Below are 17,829 nucleotides of genomic sequence, written 5' to 3' on the forward strand. Positions count from 1 at the left end.
AAAATCATTTGAATGATTTCTTCTTGGTCTACGTGCCATAAAATACTCCATATATTGATGTTTATAACATCATTTGGGGAGCAAAATATCACTTATAAGTGTTGTTCAAATTTCCTGATCCACCTCTGAGCTATGTTTAGGATCATGGATAATAAGTTGTGTTTCAGGTTGATTCCATGAAATTGAACAGGGTAGAAAATGGAGTTGTTTGGCATGGCTCGGTATTGAAAACTCAAAATGGAGCTGTAAGTTCTCAATATCAAACAATTGGCTAAGCAGTCGAATGAGTAAGATGCTGATGACTTCCTGACTATATTGATAAATGTCCCCTAGAGGGATCATTTTACGATAGCGAATCACAAAATAATCTTGATCCTTTTCAACCTTAAACCATAATGCAGGATCAATTAGCACGCTATATCTTTCCAACACATAGAGTGCATCCTTGAGTGTTGGGCAGTGTTGTAATAATTGACCAATGAGACCCAAATCCTGCAATTGAATATGCTGTCCGACTTTGATGGACAATTGATTCAAATCAAGTGCTGAGAGGCAATTTCCCACCAAAATATTCATTTCCGAATAGGTCAATTTAAAATGAGGGTCACGTAATTGCTGAATACACAGTTCTAATTGTGCAAAAATCACATCTTCAGAAATATGCTCTTGCAGACACAACTCTACGATCGCCCGAGGAATATAACTCGGTAAGAACGATTCATGAAAATCAATGTGCATCCTTAAACCTCTTCTGATTGAACCAAACGGTGTTCATGGCTGAGAGGTTCTAAGCGTTGAATGAGTAGACCAAAAATAAAAGAAAATACGTACATAAACAGTGAATACACTGCCGCAGGCATTGCAATGGTGGTATTCATCAGCACAGTTAGTGCAATGGTCATTGCCAAAGTGCTGTTATGTAAGCCAATTTCAAAGGCACAAGCACGAGCTTGGTAGCTATTAATCTTAAATAAACGAGGGATAAAATAACCCACAGCCAAACTAGAAAAACAAAATAAGGCACTGGCGATACCGACTTGTTCTAGATAATTAGCAAGATTTTGACGCTCTAAGAAAATCGCACCAGAGACAATCAAGATCAGAAAAATCACTGAGAAAATTTTTACAGGTTTTTCTAATTTGTGCGCAATATTGGGAGAAAGGTGTCGAATGAACATACCAATGAGAACAGGCACAATAATAATCAGAAACACTTGGATGATTTTACTGAATTGTAAGCCCAGTACTTGATGATTCTCTGAAAAGAATGTAATTGCAAAATTAGCAATCAGAGGAAGCGTAAAGGCAGCCAAAACTGAGTTGATGGCTGTTAAAGAAATATTAAGTGCAACATCACCTTTGAATAAATGGCTATATAGATTCGCTGTTGGTCCACCAGGTGTCGCAGAAAGTAGCATTAAACCAATGGCTAGCAATGGGGGAAGTTTTAATACATGACAAATGGTAAAGGCGATGCCAACCAAGAGTACCAATTGACAAAATAAGGCCACTAAAATGGCTTTAGGATGTTTGCTGACACGTGAAAAATCTTTAGGTGTTAATTCTAAGCCTAAGCCGACCATAATAATTGCCAATGCTGCTGGCAAAAGAACGGTAATAATACTGAGCTGTCCCATGCGTTTATCCTAACTGGGATACAGCAAACGCAATCCTTGCGAGTTGAACAGTCATGATGGACTGTTTTCGTGATTATTCGATTTTACTCATTTCGATGCTAAGTAATTGGACGAATAATAGATTGTACGCCTTGCTGAATCACTTCATGCTGAATAGTGCTTTGCAATCAAAATTAATGTTTAGGCAAAGCACTAAAAAAGAAGAAAAATAAATACGGTTTATAAATTTCTCGCTATTCATCACAGTGAATGACTTATCCACAAATGTATTGAGCAGTACCCATTTTTCTTTCCAAATCTGTTGCTGAATTTTTGATTGTGAATTCAGTATTAAATACATTAACGCAAGTTTAATTGCGTTAGCAATAGGTTGTGCTATATTTAATGCAAGTTTTGTTGCTTTAAATGGTTGGAGATATGAGTAATGTCGACAAGGTGCCTACTGCACTGATCGTAGAAGGCGGTGGTTTACGTGGGATATTTTCAGCAGGTGTGCTGGATGCTTTTATTGAAAATGACTTCTATCCCTTTGAAATCTATATTGGTGTTTCTTCAGGATCGGGTGTTGTTGCCAGTTATTTATCAGGAAAATTAGGACGAATGTCAGCAGTTTTTTCTGATTATGCACGGCGACCACAAAGTATATCTATTGTTCGCTTTCTACGTGGTGGTCATCTGATGGATTTGGATTGGCTATGGGAGATTACACTCAAAGAGTTACCGCTTGATTATGATGCGATTTTTGAACGAAAGTCGAAGTTTCTGATTGGCTTAACCTCTGTTACAGCGGGGGGGGCAGTATATATGCAACCAACACCTGAAAATTTTATTGATTTGGTAAAAGCATCCTGTGCTATTCCAATGGTTTATCGAAATTTTCCTTTGATTGATACTCAGCCAATGGTTGATGGGAGTATTGCGGATTCACTTCCTGTACAAGCAGCGATTGCACAAGGTGCTCAGCGAATTATGGTGATTCGATCTCGACATCAGCATTATCAGAAAACATGGAATCCCATCACACATCTCGTGGCTGCCTATGCTTTACGAAAAAGCCCAGCACTCAAAGCGACTTTTGCACAACGTACCACTCGCTATAATCAAACTCTTGCACTCATGCGAAACCCGCCATTGGGTGTGGAAATCCTAGAAATATGTCCACCAAAGGCATACAAAGCAAGTCTATTTGGGCGAAGTGCCGTACATTTGGAACATGGTTATGCGCTTGGATTAAAAGCAGGTCAGCAAGCAATGGCGCAATGGAAAAATCTTGTGTAGTGATCATGATAAATCGCTTTTTTTACAACCTATTTCATATGCTTATATTGAATTAATGGGATTAATATCAAATTCCTATGGTGTTTGATTTAAATATTAATCTAGGATTTCAAATAAATCACGATCACGTAAAATCGACTGTACACGCTGCTGAATCATTTCATCACTGATTGGTCGCTGTAATAAAAAATAATGGGTCAGTAGAGGTCCAACGACCTCTGAAAAAACGCGATATTGATCATATTTTTTTGGCCATTCACCACGTTCTATCGCATGTTCAAAAATACTTTGACCAATGCGGATCCTATCTTCCCAAAGTTGAAGATTGAGTGCTTTAAACTCAGGAACAGTATGGGCTGTAAATCCAAGAAAAATCAGTGTACTTCCAACCGGTGTTTGAATGAGCTGCACGATGGAACGCATATTGTGTTCTAAATCTTTGACCAAACTTCCTGAGTCAATTGTTGTCAATTGTGAGTTTGCAAACTCGGAAATCGTATCCAAAATTAATTCTTCACGTGTCGGCCAGCGGCGATAAATCGTAGTTTCATGTACTTCAGCACGTTTTGCCACAGCAGCAATGCTAAACGCCAAATATCCATTTTCGCTGAGCTCTAATAACGCTTTTTCCAATACTGTATTTCTGACTCGGGCACTACGTCCTCCTGTACGGCGTTTCACTTCAGGTTGCTCAGTTTCTTTCTTTGATTCAGTCATTACAAATAATTTTCCAGCATGGTTTGCTCTATAAGTTCAATATCTTAAAGCAAAAATCCTCATTTTCCGTATTCATTATGAATCTGGTACGAAATAAATTAACGCAAGTACACTTGCATTAACAAGATATTTTGTTATATTTAATGCAAGTTTTATTGCTTTAATGAGTTTCACAAGACATGAGGTAGGTGAAAAATGGCAATTGGATACAAACAAAAACCGCAAGGTGTATTAGAAAAACTCTATCGCTTTGTGTCAGAGCAAGGATCGAAGCTCACCCCAAATACCGATGATGTCTTGTTGAAAGATGCGCAAGACGGTTTTCGTAAAGCACAACGTATCGCATATGACTGTGTGACCGAAGTTGGGAAAAAACTGCATCATGGAATGACTGAAATCGAAGCAGCTGATTTGCTCGATCAGTATCTAAAAGCCGCTGGCTGTGACCGTTATATTCATCGACCTTTTGCTTGGTTTGGCGAGCATACTCGTTTTGATCCTTATCAAGGCTATGGTGAATATCATCCTAGTGATAAGCAGTTGAAGCAGGGCGATGTGGTGATTTTAGATGTTTCACCTGTGGTGAATGGTTACACCGCTGACGTCGGCTATACCACGAGCTTAGAACGGCATGAAGAATTAAAGCAGGCACAAGATTTTCTATTGAATTTGCGAACAGATTTGCCTCGTATGTTTGAATCTAGCATGACACCAAAAGAAATTTGGGCGGCAGTTGATCGCAAAATTGCAGATGAAGGCTATGACAATATCCCTGCGAAATATCCATTCTGCGTATTAGGGCATCGTGTATTCAAGATAAAAAAACAAGCAGCTAAAGCCAAGCGTATTCAAGTCGGTTCTATGGGCTGGTTTTCAGTTGAAACCAATTTGAAATTTTTAAAAACTGGATTCAATGCTGCTTTATCCCCTGAAAATGTAGGCTCAAAAATAGGCTTATGGGCAATTGAGCCACATATCGGTTGGGCAGGTGCAGGCGCTAAGTTTGAAGAAATTTTAGTGGTCGATCATCAGGGTGCACGTTGGTTAGATGATGATGTACCGCATATGCAATCGAACAATCACGTCGTTAAGCAGATAAAAAAGCAAGCAGATGGGCAAGCGAATAGGCAAATAACGAAAGGAGAGCACTAAGATGACCACGGCTTTAATTACAGGTGCATCGAATGGGATTGGACTAGAAATTGCCAAGCGACTTGCGAAACAAGATATCAATTTGGTTCTGGTGGCACGGAGTGCTGAGAAGCTTAAACAAATAGCTGAAGAACTCACACAGTCTTTTCAAATTAAATGCATTGCTATGCCATTGGATTTAACGCAAACCAATGCTGTTGAAACACTATACCAGTCACTTGAACATACAGAAATTGATTTATTAATCAATAATGCAGGTTGTGGTGATTTCGGATTATTTCATGATGTGGATTGGCAGAAATACCAACAAACCATCAATCTGAACATGACCGTACTGACTGAAATGACGCATCGTTTTTTACCACAGATGATTGCACGTAATCACGGACAAGTTGTCAATATTGCCTCTACCGCAGCATTTCAACCTCTACCGTGGATGGCGGTTTATGCGGCGACTAAGTCTTATGTCCTCAGTCTGAGTGAAGCTTTGGCATATGAGCTGAAAGATAGCCAAATCAAAGTATTAGCAATCTGCCCAGGTGCAACCGATACAGGTTTTGCTTCAGCTGCTGAAGGTGGTCAGTCTAATAATTTTACCGATAGCAATATGTCAACGGTGAGTGATGTCGCTGATTTTGCTGTGCAAAAAATTTTAGAAGGACAAGGTGGTGTGGCAGTGCATGGGTTGAAGAATAAAGTGATGTCGATTCTTGCCCCAATGTCACCCAAAGCTGTCGTACTGCATATGGCAGCTAGTGTTATGAAACCTTTCTGATTTTTTTAATCTTCTTATTCATATTTTTAAATATAGGTGTCGTTATGATTCGCGTGACTCCAATCCAAACAGGTACAGTTTCAATCCGTCCACATCATCATTGTGGTGAAGAAGGTAAAGGGCCAATTCGACGTAAAATTGATATGTTGATGGATAAAGACTGGGTTGAAGATCTGCCAATTTTTACTTATCTGATTGAGCATCCAGAAGGGAATTTTTTAGTTGATAGCGGTGATACTGCTGAAAACTCAGCACAGGACTTTTTACCAAGTTGGCATCCATTTTTTAAACATGGTGTGGTGGTAAAAGTTGCACCAGGTGAAGAGGTAGGAGATCAACTCTGGAAGATGGGTTTAAATCCAAATAAAGATATCAAAGCTTTAGTATTAACTCACATGCATCACGATCATGCAGGTGGTTTACATCATTTTCCGCATATCCCAATTATTGTGACACGTGAAAATTATGAATTGGCTTCGAGCTTTAAAGGGAGAATCTTTGGTTGTTTACCTCAGTATTTTCCACGTTGGTTTAACCCCCAATTAATTGAATTCAACAATGAGCCCTTTGGTCCATTTGCACAAAGTTTTTATCTGACTAAAGATAAAAATGTGATTTGTGTACCTACCCCAGGTCATATGCGCGGACATATGTCGATTATTGTTAAATCACCTGATATGACCTATATCATTGCGGGCGATGCGACCTATGATGAGCGTTTTTTACTTGAAGAATTGGTGGATGGTGTGACTTATAATGTTGATTTATCAAAACAAACATTAAGAAAATTCAAAGAGTTGGGGCGTGAACAGCCAACGCTTTTACTTCCTGCACATGACTTGAATGTAAGAGAGCGTTTGGAAAAACAACTGATACTTCCATGTGATTCGCTGATTATTTAAATTGAGTGAAATAGCCAACATACATTTGGCGATGACATAACCTTGAAATAAAATGTGTTTATTTCAAGGTTCAGTGATATGAAGTTAACTTTAAGTACTCATGTTCGTGTCTATAGTAAACTGCAGTTTTTATAAGGTATCCCGAGCTACAACTGAATTGACCAGCTTTTGACGTTTGTCTTTATATTTGAAGATAAATCCAACTGCAAAAGCAAAGAAAATCATAATCACTGAATACACCGCAGCAGGGATGGCAATGGTGGTGCTGCCGAGTACCGAGATCGCAATAAAATAATCGCTAATTTCTTTCGCCAACATGATGTCGCCATCAATTTTGAGTTTGCCACTCATAAAGGCCATTGCACCTGCAATTTTGCCCGTGATCAATTCAATGAAGACCTCATCACTGGTGGTCAGTACAACATCGGCATCAGCATTTTCACCTTGCTGAATGTCACAAGTGCCATCATTAATTTGAATCACGTAAGGGGCAGAAAGCTGTAGCTGCAGAATGCATTCAACACCATCTGTATTTTCTGGGTTTAATGCAGTTGGCAGTTGATTTAAGATGAAATCATTGATATTCATGGTCTAATCCTTTAATGAATGATGTAAAAGTGTTTAAGTTTGTATTCAGACTCATCTTCAAATCTATGTTCATCGTTTGGATTTAAAGTTGAGTGCTGAGCTGACTATAGGGCACAATGCAAAAAGGGTATTGACGTGAAATGGAATTCATTGACCTGAGATTTTGAAATGATGTCTCAGTCGAGATATGGATATGTAGAAAAATGATGCAAGATATTGATCCTGTAAAGAAAAAGCATAGTGTTGCCGTGCACTATATGCGTTTGCTTTTCGACTATTTACAGCGAAAAAATTATCCTGTATCGCAGTTTTTAGCGGAAATTAATCTCGCACCAGATCTGTTTGATCGCCCCAATGATCGTGTCGATTTTCAGACGTTCAATCAGGCCTGTCATTTATTACAAGACAAATTTAAACAGCCTAACCTTGGAATTACGCTCGGGCAGTTGGTGACGACAGGACACTTAGGCCCACACGGTTTTGCACTCATGACTTGTGCAAATGCACGTGAAGTCATGCAACAAAATATCCATTATTCTGCGCTCACTATTGATGCGGGCAGCAATATTTTTGAACGGCATGGGAAAGAATATATCCGCTACTGGAAAAGTAATTTGTCAGGTGATCAGCCTTTAGGAAAACTGCAAGATGAATTACATCAAGCTTCTTATGTGACTTTATCTCGTCAGTTGTTTAATCGGCAGGATTTGAGCCCACTTTGGGTCTCTTTTCAGCATGAATAGCCTGAAGATATCAGTGAATATACTGCGCTGTTTCGTTGCCCACTGATTTTTAATGCCAAAGATACAGCGATTGGTTTTCATGAGGACTTTTTAGATTATCCATTACCCAGCTCAAATGAGTCGGTGCATCTGGTCATGAGTGATTTGAGACAGCAACTTTTAAAGCAATTGGGTAATCATCTCGAACCCTCTTGGTTAGCAGTCGCACGTAAAGCGATTATTGAATCGTTTCAGCTAGGTGGCTTGACCTTTGAAGAGCTGGCACAGCAGACAGATTTTACCGTGGATGAACTTAAAACAGAGATGCTTCGGCATAATTTGAACTTTAGGTATTTTGTCGATGAAATCCGTCAAAGCCTTGCGATGAGCTATGTGAGAAACCCTCAACTCAGTTTAGTGGAGATTGCATTCTTACTAGGTTTTTCAGAACAAAGTGCTTTCCAGCGCGCCTTTAAACGTTGGACAGGAAAAACCCCAAAAGAATATCGAAGTTTTAATACATAATACATCTGAGAATAAAAAAAATCGCTTGAAGCTCAAGGGTCTTCAAACGATATAAAAAGCATAAGCGAGATAAAAAATAAATGATTAAATCACTAATGTCCCAAATTGAAGTGCACCTAAAATTTCCGTTTGCTTAAGTCCAGGGAAAAGCCAATAGGGCGTAGATTCACTGCTACATGCACAACTTGGAAATGCAGGATTAGTTTTTAATGGGCCAGCGATGGTTTTTTCCATGACCATGGAAATATATTGATCATTACTGCCTTCTTGGGTATTTCCGTTCAGAATCACTTCTACACCTGTGCTTTCGGCATAGTCTCGAATCGCTTTGATTTTTGAACTTTTCGGCTCATAAGCATCTAAACTGATGCCATTTTCAGAAGAAACAAAAATCTGCTGATCGACTTTTGCCACCAAGGAATGATTACCTTCAGTATGACCTGGCGTATGAATTAAAGCCAAACCTTCCCCCAAAGCTAGACTTTTCTTAAATGTAATGACTTTATTTGCATCAATTCCTTCAACGGCATTTGGACAATACCAGTCCGATTGCACAGGAAGTAAGCCTTGAACACAGTTCCACTCTTTTTCATGCACCAGTAATTTTGCATTTGGAAAATAGGCAGGCTGATCCTTTGTACCGAGCCATTTGCGAAGTTCTTGGGTGTGCAAATGGTCATAACTAATATAATCCACTTGTTCAGGCTTAATCTTGAGTTTTTCCAGCGTTTGCTCAACAGAGGTGTATTGTGGAGCAAAAACTTTTGAGGCACTTTCGGGTAATGAACCTGCAAGTCGTTCAAAAAATGGCGTTTTACGATTATTCACCACATCGGTAGGTGAGAACAATAAAACTCTCAGTTGCCCATGAAAGTCTTTGTATTGAATCACGAACAAACGGTTGAGCAAATGTAAAAAAGGGAAGGTCAAAGACTTTTGTGCAAACACACCTGTGTAACCATACCAAGTCGGATAAGGTGCTCGAACCAAATCAATACTTTGATAATATTGCACATCTGCTTGTTGCATGAGTTTTTGTCGAAATTTTAACGATGCTGTTCTGACATTTTCCAAGCGTTGTTTAGGCGAAGGCGCATTACGAGTACCATCAAAATCCGAAATTTCCTGCATGCCTAAGGGTTTGAATAGATCTGCCATCAATTTTATCCTTTATTTAATATTACAGTGATCTATACGTTGTTAGCGCTTCGCTTTTGTGACTTTGCTTAAGTCTTTCATGTCGTGTAGAAGACCTGATGCTGCTTTGTAGAACTGCAAAATACCTTTGGGGGATTTGAGGTTAAAGCCTTTAAAGAGCTGTTTGATAATGCTTAAAGTATCGAAATAAATACGCTCACACACCAACTCTTCACCTTCAAAAATAAAGAAAGCACACATACGCACACGGAACGAATTTCCTGTAGGAGGTACAGAACCTAAATAACCTTTGTGTGTACCCAAAAGCCAAAATTCACAAATCACAGCATCTTCGGTATGACGTAGTGCGATTAACTCGTGATGTTGGTCGGGAAATGCTTTACGTGAGGTACGGTGATAATTTAGTACATCATCACGACCATCATGTACCGCACCGGTTGCAATCAGTTCATAGTGAGGATGAGGGAAGGTGTGTAACACAGCATCAAAATCCTGTTTGACTTCATCGGCAAAGTGATCCAGTACCAGCTTTTCGCGAAAATCCATTAATTTTTGATCTAACATATTGGCATCCATTCATATGGGCTAAGGTTAGTTTTCAATGTAATGAGATCTGCTCTATTGAGATGGTAGTGGCGTGTCATATTTATGGTGAATAAGTGCCAAATTTCATGAGGTGTTGAAGTGTTGCAAGGATCGAGCTACGCGATATAGGCAAAAGTCATTGTTTTAAAACATAAATAAAATATGCTTATACCGCATATAAATGACCAACTATAGAAAAGTTAAAAAATATTTGACTTCATTTTAAATTATATTAATAATTGAGTGAGTACTTAATTGTTTTATTCTGTTGATATGGCACGTCCTTTAAGTGAAGAAAAACGTCAAGCGATTTTAGATGCAGCGACTAATTTGATTGCAGAGCAAGGTCTCAGCGTATCCACAGCAAAAATTGCGAAGCTAGCCAATGTCTCTGAAGGTACGATTTTTACGTATTTTCAAAATAAAGATGAGCTTATTAATCAGTTGTATCTGAGTCTCAAACAACAGTTACGTTCAGCGCTCATTTTGCCTGAACAGTCTGTTGAGTTACGTGAGCAGGTTCAAGTTGCTTGGCGAGCTTATATTTCTTGGGGATTGTCTAATCCTCATGGACAGCAGGTTTTAGCCACATTGAGCTTATCTTCTATTGTGACAGATACAACCAGAGCGATAGGCAATGATGCTTTCTGTGATATCAGCATTGTTCTTAAAAATGCGATGGCAGAGGGAGCGTTAAGTCATCAGTCTCCTGATTATGTCGGCGCAATCATGGTGACGATGGCGAATACCACGATGGAATTTATGAAACTTGATGCAATCAATGCTGAAGCGTTATTACGCGATGGTTTTGCAGCATTTTGGCGGGTGATTGCATATCAGTAATTTTTTTAGATATTAAATGAGTAATTAATCACTCAATTAATATAAATTTAAAAGGCAATAAATTTATGAAACTTATTATTTTTGGTGCAACAGGCATGGTCGGGAAGAGTGTATTGCGTGAAGCCTTGCAGAAAGATGATATCGAAGCCGTTCTGGTGGTTGGGCGGCAAAGCTGTGGCATCGAGCATGCAAAACTAAAAGAGTTGTTGCTAAAAGATTTATTCCAAGTGACTGAAATAAAAAATGAACTTATAGGATGCGACGCGTGTATTTGGGCGATCGGGACAAGTTCTGTGGGTAAAAATGAAGCTGAATATGCCAAAGTTACCGAAGAGCTTACTGTATTTTGGGCTGAAAACTTAGTCCGAATCAATCCTCAATTTTCATTTTGCTATTGCTCTGCGGGTGGTGCTGGTGGTCGTGGTATGTGGGCACGAGTACGTCAGCGTGTAGAACAAAAATTACAGAAGATGCCTTTTCAATATGCCGGCGCTGTACGTCCAGGTTTTATTCGAGCAGGAACAGGAATTTCGAGTAGAACCAAAGCATATCAAATCGGTGTGGAGCTGATGAAACCTTTGAATCCTATTTTTCCATATCTGGTTCGATATTGCCCGTGGTTATTTACGACGTCGGAGATCTTGGGACAAGCCATGATTGGCATTGTACAAGGTCAAGCAGACCGTTTCATTCTTGAATCAAAAGACATCAACCAACTGGGACAACGTTTACTAAACAGTGCGGCTTAAAGCTTAATTTATATATTTTTATTTGGAGTTTCAAAAATGAAGCAAGATTTAATAGGCAAAATCATATTAGTTACAGGGGCGACCAATGGTATAGGCAAGGCAGCCACCACTGAATTTGCAAAACGTGGTGCATCTGTCACTTTAATTGGACGAGATCAAGAGAAAACAGAACAGATTGTAAACGAGCTCAAAGCTTCGACTGCTAACCCTAACTTGGACTATATTCTTTGCGATTTAACAAAGTTGGCTGACATTCGTCGTGCAGCAGAAGAGTTTAAATCTAGACATGATCGTCTTGATGTATTGGTAAATAATGCAGGGGCGACATTTAAGAAGCCAGTATTGGGTTCAGATGGTTATGAAATTACATTTGCATTAAATCATCTAGCCTATTTTCAAATGACTACGGCATTACTCGATTTAATTAGAAACACACCCAATGCACGTGTGGTCAGCACTTCAAGTTCTATGCAGGCACGAGGAAAGTTAGACCTTGCTCAAACGCCTTATAACACAGAAGTTTCTGGGCCAAGAGCGTATGGAACTTCCAAGCTGGCAAATATTTTATTTACCAAAGAATTACAGCGAAAACTTGAGGGCACTTCGGCCGTTGCCAACTGTTTTGAACCTGGCATGGTCAATACAAGTTTTGGTGCATTTGGTACAGATCAAGGTTGGTTCATCAATTTAGTTTACACCTTAGCACAGCCGTTTGCAGTTACTCCTGAACAAGGGGCTGATTCTTTGATTTGGCTTGCAACATCTGCTGAGGCAGCATCATTAAAAGGACAATATATTTCGAAACGAAAAATTGCTAAGCCAGCTAAGCAAGCATTAGATGACCAGCTTGCTACTGATCTATGGACTTTGAGTGAAGAACTCTGCGAAAAAGCCAAGTAATTTGAATTAAGAATCAAAGGGAGTCATGGTCATCATGCAATACATTCTTGTTATCGGAGTTCCATTACTCTTCTTTATTGGCATTGCTGCATCTGCAATTTATGTGGATGCTAGATTAAGAACATCATTCGGCCTAAACGCAAATAAGAAAACGGCGATGCTCGCTATTGCCGTCGTGACTATGCTGTTGATCATGATTATTTTAACTGCGACATCTGCAAGTAAAAATATGGGTTATTTGTATGTTGTCGGCGGTTATTTATTTACCTTTTATATTTTTTTATTACTGATGCTGGTATTTTTTCACCTTTTAAAATTAGTTAAATTTCCAAGTAATCAAATAACAGGAATATTGTCGATCGTTTTTGCAATCATCATCACGGTAATTGGTGCGATCAATGCACGTAGTTTTTCAATTACAAGCACTGAAATTAAGCTGAAAAATTTATCCAGCGATTTAAATGTTGTACAGCTTTCAGATGTTCATTTAGGTCATCATCGTGGTGCTGATTATTTAAGTAAAATCGTACAGGAAACCAATCAGCTCACGCCAGATTTTATTTTAATTACAGGTGATTTGGTTGATGCTGATGTTGCTTTGTCTGAAGATGAATTTAGACCATTAAACAAACTGCAAGCCCCAGTTTATTATGTTGGAGGAAATCATGAAAATGAAATTGATACCACCAAGACTTTGCAACTCATTCATCAAAATGGGGTGAACATATTACACAACCAAAGTGTAGAGACGCATGGTGTTCAATTGATTGGTTTAAACTATATGAAAGCAGATGACAAAACCATTGATTTACATCCATCAAATCAAAAGCAAAGCATTCAGTCTGTCATGAATCAGCTTGATATTTCACAGCATCAGCCGACTATTTTGATGCATCATAGTCCTGTTGGGATTGAATATATTGCAGATAAAAAAATTGATTTCATGCTTGCAGGACATACACATGCAGGACAAGTTTTTCCAGCAACTTGGATTGCAAAATATGTTTTTCCATTTAATCAAGGATTATATCGAATCAAGGATACTCAAATTTTCGTATCACAAGGTGCAGGAACGTTTATGCTACCTATTCGATTAGGGGCTAAAAATGAGATTAACTTTATTCAGTTAAAAGCTGAGTAAATGTCATAAATCAACATCATAAATTAATAAATCTCTAACGATATTAATGGTTAGAGATTTATAAATGAAACTGATTAGATTAACCCAGTCTTTTTGCTAATGAGATAGTCTTTTAAGCTCATTGGTAACTTACGAAGTAAATAATAATCGCGCAGTTTATTGGTATGGATTTCATATTGATATTCGGGTTTTTCTGCATCTAATATATCTACGATAGTATCTACCACAGCGATTGCAGGCAATCCAGTTTCAAAAGATTTTTTTGAACTGTCGTAAAAGCGTTGCATTGCTTTTCCATAGATTGGGTGTGATAAATATTTTTTCACGTCTTGCAATATTTTTTCTGCCATAGGGGTTTGAATTTGTGCAGGCTCGACGACGGAAACCTTGATGCCTAATGGCTGAAATTCTAATTTCATCGCCGTCGATAATGATTCTAGTGCAAATTTACTGGCAGAATAAAACCCTGTAAATGGTAAAGTGCGTAGCCCACTTTGTGAGCTCATATTAATAATTTTAGATGGTTCTGAATTGTGAGATAAGAAAGGGAGCAGTGCTTGAGTCATGGCATGTACACCAACCACATTAACACCTAAAATATGTTCAAACTGCTTTTTACTTAATTCCATGAGTGGTCCATTGTAGATCACACCTGCGATATTGATTAGGGCGTATAAGGGTTTTTTGTCTAGTAATTCAGACAATGCCTGTTTTACATTTTGTATATCATCTTCATTTAAAATATTCATGATGAATGGGTGGAAATTTTTTGGAATATTTTCTATTGAGTTTTTATGCTCTTGTTCATTAAGTACCGTGCCATACACTGTGTAGCCTAATGCAGATAAGGTTTTTGCGCATTGAAAGCCAATTCCAGATCCTGCACCTGTAATAAAAACGGCTTTATTTAAATTTTTCATGAGAAACTCCTTTTATCGTCATATCATAATTTATTATCTATTACAGATAAGAGATGGTAAGTCAGTGCCATTCAGTATTTCAGTTGCGCCAAATTATCTTTGGTGTGAAATTTAAGATTTTGGATGATTGAGAAGACTATTTTATCTATTAGTCAGTAGCTCTGAGCCAAGTTTCTGTTCTACCTAAAAGACTAGATCCAATATAGCCCCTCATGCTTAAACGTCTGCCATTTTGAGTGACTTTGGCTTTACCTCTATATATTTTCCCATTTGTCACATCTAAGGCATAACCCTGAATATATTCACCATTTTTTGTTGAGGGCTTTAAATCCCAAATTACTTTACTACCTAGCAATGGTTTATTTTTAAAAGGTTCAGGGCATTTAGAACAAACTGAATTTTGACCTAAATTTTCATCCAATATTTTAATGTTTGTGCCTGAAATGGTATGATCTGATTCTTCTTTAAATTCTACGATTGCCTTTACTTTTCCTGTTCCTGACTCAACAACCAACCATTTTCCAATAATGGGTTCTTCGGCAAATAGTGATGTAGAAAATAAAAAAATACAGGAAATGAGCATTTTAATGGACAAGTTGGAATTCATATTCATTCCTTGAATAATATAAAAAAATAGAATTGATTGATTGTGTTTGAAATTGATAACAGTCGTTAAAATTATTTTTAACGCTAATATATGCTTCTATCAAGGTTGCAAAATCTTTATTTGGCCTACCTTTAATGGGTTAATTTAGTTTTTGTTGTGATTTGTTAATGGTGAATGAGTGCCATTTTATATTGCATCTGTGCCAAAAAAGCATTGTTTCAGTATTCTGATATTGTCTATTTTTAATACTTGAATATCATTTCCTAATCATTTTAGGAGATAAAAATGAGTTCAAAAATTAAATTAAGGATTTTACATAGCGGTTCAACGATTGTGGATGGTTCTACTATTTTTGCCCCTGAAAAAATGCCGAAGTTTCCCAAATTGGCAATGTTGGGCATAATGCGAACGGATAGCGATAAACTTGAAATTCCTGTAACAGCCTATTTAATCGAACATCCGAAAGGAAAAATTCTGATTGATACTGGGTTTCATAAAGATGTTCGACTGCATCCAGTCAAGAATTTAACTCTGATTCATTATTTAGTGAATAAACCATTACAAAGTCGTGGGCAAGCAGTTGATGAAATGTTGGCAGAACTTGGGATTCAACCTGAAAACCTTGACTACGTTATACTCACACATTTACATACTGACCATGCAGGGGGCGTCAAACAATTCAAGCATGCAAAAAAGATTTTGGTGAATGATCGAGAGTTGGCTTATGCGCAGAAAAATAAACTCGAATTTGTGGCGAGTTTATGGGAAGGTGTTCCCTTAGAAACATTTAAATTTGATCGCTCAGATATCGGTCCTGCCAATGAATCTTATGATTTATTTGGAGATGGAACGATTCAGTTGGTTTACCTGCCCGGTCATACCCCTGGATTGACAGGTATACTCATTCAAAACAATGGCAAGTGCTTATTGTTAACCTCAGATTGCGGTTATGCTAGAAAATCTTGGGAGCAAATGATCTTGCCTGGGGTGATGGCTGATCGTGAAAATACCATCAAATCTCTCAAATGGATTCAACAATTATCTCAACAAAAGGATTGTATAGACTGTCTAGCAACTCATGAAATGGAGTTAGACGCGATGATACTTGAGATTTAGAGAGAATATATTTGATTTAAAGTCTTAAAAAATATGGATTTTTAGTATGTACTTTAAATTAAATTTCAGTAAATAGTCATAAGAAAATATACGAATAAATAAAATATAAAAGTGTTCTAATGATAATAGGATCATTAAAGCGAGAGCACCTTTAGGTGCTCTACTGTAGGATTTAGTTACAATACGATATTATTTTTGCGTTGATTGGAATATCTACTGTAGAAAAATACTGAGAGACCAATGATATATAAACACATTGAAAGTAAGAGCAAAGAAATCCCAGCAGCATAAAGTAGCCATGCTGCATAAATTACAGCGACTATTGCGATCAAGATATGTTTAGTTCGCCTATTTCTCCATGACTCTTTCAAATAAAAAGCTGAGACTAAAAAGTAGGGAAGTAAAATCATCACAGAAGAAATTAGTAATAACTGCGTATAGTTTTTATTGAAAAAATAAACAGAAATTAGTGCAATTTGTACAACTATTGATGTTAACCATAATGATGCAATTGGTACATTATTTTGATTCGTTTTTAAAAAGACCTGTGGGAATGCTTTATTTTTTGCTGCGAGAAAGGGAATTTCTGTGGCAAAAAGTGTCCAACTTAGATAAGACGAACTGACTGAAATTATCAATCCTAAGGTGATAATAATAGTCCCAGGCAGCCCAATCAATTGCTCTAAAATAGTAGCCATTGATGGGTTATGCATATTGGCTATGTCCGCACGATTTGCCACACCATAGGACAATACCGTAACCAATACATAGAAACTTAATGCGAGTAATACTCCAAATACAGTAGCACGACCAATGTCATTTCTATTTTTGGCGCGAGAAGATAAAACAACAGCACCTTCAATACCTGTAAAAACCCACAATGTAATTAGCATCAGATTTCTGACTTGTTCCCATACGGGCATCTGTAAAGAAAAATCAAAATAATTGGATGTGAATAAATCTAGCTTAAATGCAATATATGTGAAGACGATGAATATTAAAATAGGAACTGTTTTAGCGATGGTTGCAATTAAATTGACTACGGAAGCTTCTTTAATTCCTCTGCTAACTAACCAATGAACTAACCATACAAATATTGAAGAACCAATAAGTGCATAGATCGTGTTACCTTCACCAAAATAGACATGGTGGGGGCTGTCGGTAAACATACCTACGCCAGAGAATGCAATAACAACATAGCCAACAATGCCAATAGTCGTACACAACCAATAGCCCCATGCGGAGCAAAAACCGATGAGCTCACCGAAACCCTCACGTGCATAATTATAAATTCCGCCATCTAAATCTGGTCGTTGCCGAGTTAGATAGAGTAGTGCAAATGCAAGAAACAGGATTCCAATGCCCGTAATGAGCCAAGCAATAATTAAAGCTTGTCCATTGGCAACTAATGCCATATTTTGAGGCAAACTAAACACGCCAGAACCAACCATTGAGCTAAAAACAAGGGCTGTTAAGGACAGTAAGCCAATTTTAGATGTCGACATGAAAATTAT

At 37.8% G+C, this 17,829-nt stretch carries 20 protein-coding genes; 11 read left to right on the forward strand and 9 right to left on the reverse strand.

Annotated elements, in window-relative coordinates; all coding sequences use genetic code 11:
- Window positions 1-105 precede the first annotated feature (105 nt).
- Window positions 106-738, reverse strand: coding sequence for an AraC family transcriptional regulator ligand-binding domain-containing protein (locus tag GBI16_RS09550; RefSeq protein ID WP_151706971.1), 633 nt, complete (start codon window positions 736-738; stop codon window positions 106-108).
- Between the two features lie 2 nt (window positions 739-740).
- Entirely contained in the window at window positions 741-1,637 is an 897-nt protein-coding gene (locus GBI16_RS09555) for a bile acid:sodium symporter family protein (protein ID WP_151706972.1), read from the reverse strand.
- Between the two features lie 417 nt (window positions 1,638-2,054).
- Here GBI16_RS09555 and GBI16_RS09560 point away from each other — a divergent pair, with 417 nt between their 5' ends.
- On the forward strand, window positions 2,055-2,915 hold the full coding sequence (locus GBI16_RS09560; RefSeq protein ID WP_171494552.1) for a patatin family protein: 861 nt from the start codon (window positions 2,055-2,057) through the stop codon (window positions 2,913-2,915).
- Between the two features lie 96 nt (window positions 2,916-3,011).
- On the opposite strand, the gene GBI16_RS09565 is transcribed toward GBI16_RS09560, so the two are convergent.
- Window positions 3,012-3,632 carry a TetR/AcrR family transcriptional regulator gene (locus GBI16_RS09565; protein ID WP_151706974.1) on the reverse strand — a complete coding sequence of 207 codons (621 nt, stop codon included), beginning with the start codon at window positions 3,630-3,632 and terminating at the stop codon, window positions 3,012-3,014.
- A 195-nt stretch (window positions 3,633-3,827) separates the two neighbouring features.
- Here GBI16_RS09565 and GBI16_RS09570 point away from each other — a divergent pair, with 195 nt between their 5' ends.
- The 3 genes from GBI16_RS09570 to GBI16_RS09580 are packed head-to-tail and all read left to right on the forward strand — an operon-like array spanning window position 3,828 to window position 6,461.
- Window positions 3,828-4,784 carry a M24 family metallopeptidase gene (locus GBI16_RS09570; protein WP_151706975.1) on the forward strand — a complete coding sequence of 319 codons (957 nt, stop codon included), beginning with the start codon at window positions 3,828-3,830 and terminating at the stop codon, window positions 4,782-4,784.
- 1 nt (window position 4,785) lies between these two features.
- The gene (locus GBI16_RS09575; protein WP_110975065.1) at window positions 4,786-5,559 is read left to right on the forward strand and encodes an SDR family oxidoreductase; all 774 of its coding nucleotides are present in this window, start codon (window positions 4,786-4,788) and stop codon (window positions 5,557-5,559) included.
- A gap of 44 nt (window positions 5,560-5,603) precedes the next feature.
- Window positions 5,604-6,461: an N-acyl homoserine lactonase family protein gene (locus GBI16_RS09580; protein ID WP_110975064.1), complete on the forward strand. Its 858-nt coding sequence runs from the start codon at window positions 5,604-5,606 to the stop codon at window positions 6,459-6,461.
- 129 nt (window positions 6,462-6,590) lie between these two features.
- Here the strand turns inward: GBI16_RS09580 and GBI16_RS09585 are convergent, their stop codons facing one another.
- Window positions 6,591-7,049 carry an SCP2 sterol-binding domain-containing protein gene (locus tag GBI16_RS09585; RefSeq protein WP_151706976.1) on the reverse strand — a complete coding sequence of 153 codons (459 nt, stop codon included), beginning with the start codon at window positions 7,047-7,049 and terminating at the stop codon, window positions 6,591-6,593.
- Between the two features lie 203 nt (window positions 7,050-7,252).
- On the opposite strand from GBI16_RS09585, the gene GBI16_RS09590 reads away from it, so the two are divergent.
- Together GBI16_RS09590 and GBI16_RS09595 are read left to right on the forward strand one after the other, a co-directional pair.
- Window positions 7,253-7,792, forward strand: coding sequence for an AraC family transcriptional regulator ligand-binding domain-containing protein (locus GBI16_RS09590; protein ID WP_151706977.1), 540 nt, complete (start codon window positions 7,253-7,255; stop codon window positions 7,790-7,792).
- 135 nt (window positions 7,793-7,927) lie between these two features.
- Window positions 7,928-8,296, forward strand: a complete 369-nt coding sequence (locus GBI16_RS09595; RefSeq protein ID WP_151706978.1) for an AraC family transcriptional regulator — start codon at window positions 7,928-7,930, stop codon at window positions 8,294-8,296.
- An 84-nt stretch (window positions 8,297-8,380) separates the two neighbouring features.
- Here GBI16_RS09595 and GBI16_RS09600 read toward each other — a convergent pair whose 3' ends face one another.
- Window positions 8,381-9,454, reverse strand: coding sequence for a hypothetical protein (locus GBI16_RS09600; protein WP_151706979.1), 1,074 nt, complete (start codon window positions 9,452-9,454; stop codon window positions 8,381-8,383).
- Window positions 9,455-9,496: 42 nt separating this feature from the next.
- Window positions 9,497-10,018 (reverse strand): ester cyclase, encoded by a 522-nt coding sequence (locus tag GBI16_RS09605; RefSeq protein ID WP_151706980.1) that lies wholly within the window; start codon window positions 10,016-10,018, stop codon window positions 9,497-9,499.
- 276 nt (window positions 10,019-10,294) lie between these two features.
- Here GBI16_RS09605 and GBI16_RS09610 point away from each other — a divergent pair, with 276 nt between their 5' ends.
- The 4 genes from GBI16_RS09610 (at window position 10,295) to GBI16_RS09625 (ending at window position 13,672) form a co-directional block, all read left to right on the forward strand.
- Window positions 10,295-10,882 carry a TetR/AcrR family transcriptional regulator gene (locus GBI16_RS09610; RefSeq protein ID WP_215900683.1) on the forward strand — a complete coding sequence of 196 codons (588 nt, stop codon included), beginning with the start codon at window positions 10,295-10,297 and terminating at the stop codon, window positions 10,880-10,882.
- Window positions 10,883-10,947: 65 nt separating this feature from the next.
- Window positions 10,948-11,631 (forward strand): NAD(P)H-binding protein, encoded by a 684-nt coding sequence (locus tag GBI16_RS09615; RefSeq protein WP_151706981.1) that lies wholly within the window; start codon window positions 10,948-10,950, stop codon window positions 11,629-11,631.
- Between the two features lie 36 nt (window positions 11,632-11,667).
- Window positions 11,668-12,531: an SDR family oxidoreductase gene (locus tag GBI16_RS09620; RefSeq protein WP_151706982.1), complete on the forward strand. Its 864-nt coding sequence runs from the start codon at window positions 11,668-11,670 to the stop codon at window positions 12,529-12,531.
- Between the two features lie 34 nt (window positions 12,532-12,565).
- Entirely contained in the window at window positions 12,566-13,672 is a 1,107-nt protein-coding gene (locus tag GBI16_RS09625; protein ID WP_171494553.1) for a metallophosphoesterase, read from the forward strand.
- 74 nt (window positions 13,673-13,746) lie between these two features.
- Here the strand turns inward: GBI16_RS09625 and GBI16_RS09630 are convergent, their stop codons facing one another.
- Both GBI16_RS09630 and GBI16_RS09635 read right to left on the reverse strand, forming a co-directional pair.
- Window positions 13,747-14,592 carry an SDR family NAD(P)-dependent oxidoreductase gene (locus GBI16_RS09630; RefSeq protein WP_151706984.1) on the reverse strand — a complete coding sequence of 282 codons (846 nt, stop codon included), beginning with the start codon at window positions 14,590-14,592 and terminating at the stop codon, window positions 13,747-13,749.
- Window positions 14,593-14,740: 148 nt separating this feature from the next.
- Window positions 14,741-15,199, reverse strand: a complete 459-nt coding sequence (locus GBI16_RS09635; protein WP_171494554.1) for a DUF2147 domain-containing protein — start codon at window positions 15,197-15,199, stop codon at window positions 14,741-14,743.
- Between the two features lie 285 nt (window positions 15,200-15,484).
- Here GBI16_RS09635 and GBI16_RS09640 point away from each other — a divergent pair, with 285 nt between their 5' ends.
- A complete protein-coding gene (locus tag GBI16_RS09640) occupies window positions 15,485-16,315 on the forward strand; it encodes an N-acyl homoserine lactonase family protein (protein WP_151706986.1) in 831 nt (276 codons plus the stop codon).
- Between the two features lie 176 nt (window positions 16,316-16,491).
- Here the strand turns inward: GBI16_RS09640 and GBI16_RS09645 are convergent, their stop codons facing one another.
- Complete coding sequence (locus GBI16_RS09645) at window positions 16,492-17,820, reverse strand: basic amino acid/polyamine antiporter (RefSeq protein ID WP_151706987.1); 1,329 nt, start codon at window positions 17,818-17,820, stop codon at window positions 16,492-16,494.
- Between the last annotated feature and the right edge of the window lie 9 nt (window positions 17,821-17,829).

The organism is Acinetobacter sp. TUM15064 (assembly GCF_008980265.1).
Lineage (GTDB): Bacteria > Pseudomonadota > Gammaproteobacteria > Pseudomonadales > Moraxellaceae > Acinetobacter.